The sequence below is a fragment of the Caldisericota bacterium genome (assembly GCA_034717215.1).
In the GTDB taxonomy this organism is placed as follows: Bacteria; Caldisericota; Caldisericia; order Caldisericales; family Caldisericaceae; genus UBA646.
In genome coordinates this window covers 1-4,119 of sequence record JAYELD010000168.1, presented here as the reverse complement: position 1 = coordinate 4,119, position 4,119 = coordinate 1, and the positions used below count along the sequence as shown (strand labels likewise).

Below are 4,119 nucleotides of genomic sequence, written 5' to 3'. Positions count from 1 at the left end.
GAGGATTCGAGTGAAGTAAATAATTTAATGAGTGCCGAGGAATATTCAGAATACCGGAAAGAGTGATAAAATGAAATACATCCCGAATACAGATAACGAAAAAAAGGGGATGTTAAAGGAAATAGGCGTTTCTTCTTTTAATGAACTTATAAAAGATATTCCTGAAAATATAAGATTAAAAAGAGCTTTAAGTATACCTGGACCTTTTGACGAGGAGAAAATAAAGGAGCAGGTACATTTGGTTGCTGAGAAGAACGTGAATTTTTTTTCTTTTAAACACCTTATCGGTGCAGGTGCGTATAGACACTATATACCAGAAGTTGTTAAAGCAATTGTTTCAAGAGAAGAATTTTATACATCCTATACTCCTTATCAGCCAGAGATTAGCCAAGGAAATTTACAATCTATGTTTGAGCTTCAGACACATCTTGCGAGGCTTACTGGAATGAACGTTGTTGTCCCTTCTCTTTACGATGGAGCATCTGCTGTTGCTGAGGCAGTGCTTATGGCAGTAAGGATTACTCATAAGAATAGAATAATAGTTTCTTCTCTTGTGCACCCACATTATAGAGAAGTAATTGCTACCTATACTAAACCTCACGATATAGAAATTATTGAGCTTCCGTTTGATAAGGGATGTACTGATTTTTTTAACCTGAAAAATTTGTTAAAGGGCAACACAGCAGCGGTAGTTGTGCAGAGTCCTAATTTTTTTGGGGGCATTGAAAATATTGCTACCATTGCTTCTGAAATACATGATACTGGGGCTTTACTTATTCACTCTATTGCAGAAAGTATTTCTTTAGGATTGCTTACTGCGCCTGCTGATATGGGCGTGGATATTGTTGCCGGGGAATCTCAATCGTTTGGTATGGATTTGAATTTTGGAGGTCCGTATAACGGATACCTTGCAACTAAGACGAGATTCTTAAGACAATTACCTGGCAGAATAGCGGGAGAAACGGTGGACAAAAATGGGAAACGTGCTTTTGTAATGACAATGAGGGCGAGAGAGCAAGATATAAAGAGGGAAAAGGCAACATCGAACATTTGTTCAAATCATGCGTTAAATATTGTAGCTGCAAATGTATATTTATCTCTTTTAGGAAAGAATGGATTATATCAGGTCGCTCTGCTTAATACAAAAGCTGCTCACTATTTAAAAAGAAAACTCACTGAAACAAATAATTTTGAGATTTTTGAATACCCTTTTTTTAATGAATTTGTTGTAAAGAGCAAAATAGATATAGATGAATTGAAAAATAGATTATTCAGGAAATCATTTGTGCCGCCACTTCGTGTTGATAAATTTTATAAAAAGTGTGAAAATTACCTGCTATTTACTGTCACAGAAATTTTAAAACGAGAAGAGTTAGATAGGATAGCTGAAATGCTTGGGGTATCACATTGAAACTTATATATGAGAAAAGCGTAAAGGGCAGAAAGGGTTATTTTTTAAGGGAAGATTCGTATAAAGAAATTTCTCTTAAAGATTGTATTCCGGAGCATGCTTTATCGCGTACTAAAAAAGAACTTCCTGAAGTTTCAGAAGTGGGTGTAGTACGGCATTTTACGGCACTCTCCAAACTTAATTATGGATTGGATGATGGTTTTTACCCTCTCGGTTCTTGCACGATGAAATATAACCCGAAACTTAATGAACATCTTGCTTTGCTTGATAATTTTATCTATGCACATCCGTGTGTTGACGAAGATTTTATTCAAGGGAGCTTGCAAGTAATGTATGAGTTAAATCAATATTTGTCTGAGATTACTGGTATGGATCAATTTACTCTTTCTCCTGCTGCTGGTGCTCATGGTGAACTTGCAGGGGTATTGATCATGCGCAAATATTTTATGGACAAAGGAGAACTTCGTCACAAAATGCTTATTCCTGATTCTGCTCATGGAACTAACCCTGCATCTGCTGCTATGGCTGGTTTTAACGTGGTCGAGGTGAAGTCAAATGAGAGGGGTGGTATTGATTTAGCAGAATTGCGTAAGTTAATGGACGAAGAAACAGTAGGGTTGATGCTTACAAATCCTAATACAGTTGGGCTTTTCGATGAAAATATAGAAGAAATAGCGAAAGTTGTGCATAGTAAAGGTGGACTTCTTTACTACGATGGAGCCAATCTTAATGCCTTACTTGGCATTGCGCGACCGGGTGATGCTGGTTTTGATATTGCTCATTTAAACTTACATAAAACATTTTCTACTCCGCATGGTGGAGGGGGTCCAGGCGCTGGGCCTGTTGGAGTAAAAAAACATCTCATCCAGTATTTGCCGACACCTATTGTTTCTTATAATGGGGAGAAATATTTTTTTGAGGATATAGGGGAAAAGAGTATTGGTCGACTAAGAGCTTTTTTTGGTAATTTTTCTGTACTTCTCAAGGCTTATGTATGGATTCTTTCTATGGGAGATGAAGGGCTTAAAGAAACAGCTGAAACAAGTATTATTAATGCAAATTATGTTATGAGTAAGTTAAGGAAATTTTATAAGCCTGCTTACGATCGATTCTGTATGCATGAATGTGTGCTTACAGGACGGGAATATAAGGAGTACGGCGTGAAAACGCTTGATATTGCAAAAAGGCTTATGGATTATGGTTTTCATCCACCTACAATTTATTTTCCTCACTTTGAGCCATATGCCGAAGAAACTATTATGATTGAACCAACTGAATCAGAGTCAAAAGAAAATATTGATCTATTTATTGACACGATGATTAAAATAGCTGAAGAGATAAAGACACATGCAGAGATTGTTAAACAGGCACCTCATACGACACTTGTTAGTAGACCTGATGAAGTACGTGCAGTAAAAAATCCAACATTAATATTTAAGGAAATAAATGAAGATAAATAATTTAGAAAAGATTATTCAAAATGCAATAAAATCGATATATCCTGGCATTTCAAAAATTCCTGATGTACTCCTTGCTCCTTCTCCTGAAGGGTTTGGAGATTTTTCAACGACTGTTCCATTTGATTTAGCTAAGCTATTGCATAAATCACCATTTTCCATAGCCGAGGAAATTTCTAAACATTTAAATTTTCCTTATTTTACATCAATTTCTGCTGCAAGCCCCGGATACTTGAATTTCTCTTTTGCACTATCTGTGTACAGGAATTTCTTGCAGGAGTTAGAGAAAAAAGGCGAGAAATATTTTTATAAAGAAAGAAATGGTGTGAAAGTTCAAGTGGAATTTGTCAGTGCAAATCCTACCGGGCCTCTGCATGTAGGAAATGGACGAGGCGGTATTATCGGAGATATTCTTGGCAATTTACTTAAAGTAGAAGGATTTGATGTAATAAAGGAATACTATGTAAATGATGCAGGGAGCAAGATGAATCTTTTTGCAAAATCTATTGTATGTTACTATATGAAAAAATTAGGTAAAAAAGCAGAACCTGTTGAAGAAGCGTATAGGGGTGCTTATATTGAGGATATAGCTACAGAAATATTCAATGATTATGGCGATAGTTTGCTAGATAACGAAAGCCATCCACTCATCGATAAAATTCAGGAGATAGGCAAAAAAAAGATGATGTACCGCATTAAAGAGTCGCTTGAAAAATTTGGGGTAGCGTTTGATAGTTGGTTTTATGAATCCTCTTTATACTCCAGTGGCGAAGTGGACAGGGTAACTGAAATTTTTAAGAAGTCTGGATATACGTATGAGAAAGATGATGCTCTTTGGTTTCAGTCTACTCTGTTTGGTGATGATAAAGATAGAGTACTTGTACGAGGGACAGGAGAGCCTACTTATACTTTGGTAGATGCTGCATATCATAAAAACAAGTGGGACCGAGGTTTTAGAAAGGCCATTGATGTTTGGGGCGCTGATCATTTTGGACATATTACTCCGATGAAGGCTCTTATTCAAGGGATGGGATTACCTGAAGATTTTCTTGGCATTGTCATATATCAGATTGTTCATCTTTTTGAGGACGGAAAAGAAGTAATGATGTCAAAACATTCAGGTACTTTTGTTACTCTGGAAGAACTCATTAATGAAGTGGGGAGGGATGCTGCTCGTTTCTTTTTTCTTTTAAAGAGCAGTGACACACATCTTAATTTTGATATAGATCTTGCAAAGAGAGAATCTATTGA

General features: G+C 36.4%; 3 protein-coding genes. All 3 read left to right on the top strand.

From position 1 onward, the window contains the following. The first annotated feature begins 70 nt into the window (after positions 1–70). On the top strand, positions 71–1,411 hold the full coding sequence (gene gcvPA / locus U9Q18_06895; protein ID MEA3314086.1) for an aminomethyl-transferring glycine dehydrogenase subunit GcvPA: 1,341 nt from the start codon (positions 71–73) through the stop codon (positions 1,409–1,411). After that, positions 1,408–2,871 carry an aminomethyl-transferring glycine dehydrogenase subunit GcvPB gene (gene gcvPB, locus U9Q18_06890; protein MEA3314085.1) on the top strand — a complete coding sequence of 488 codons (1,464 nt, stop codon included), beginning with the start codon at positions 1,408–1,410 and terminating at the stop codon, positions 2,869–2,871. The genes gcvPA and gcvPB overlap by 4 nt, the downstream gene beginning before the upstream one ends. Then, the coding region (gene argS / locus U9Q18_06885; protein ID MEA3314084.1) for an arginine--tRNA ligase at positions 2,858–4,119 on the top strand (1,262 nt) is incomplete at its 3' end. The genes gcvPB and argS, both read left to right, overlap by 14 nt.

Coding starts and splice junctions, on each gene's coding strand:
- gcvPA (MEA3314086.1), top strand. CDS start 71: ATGAAATACATCCCGAATACAGATAACGAAAAAAAGGGGATGTTAAAG.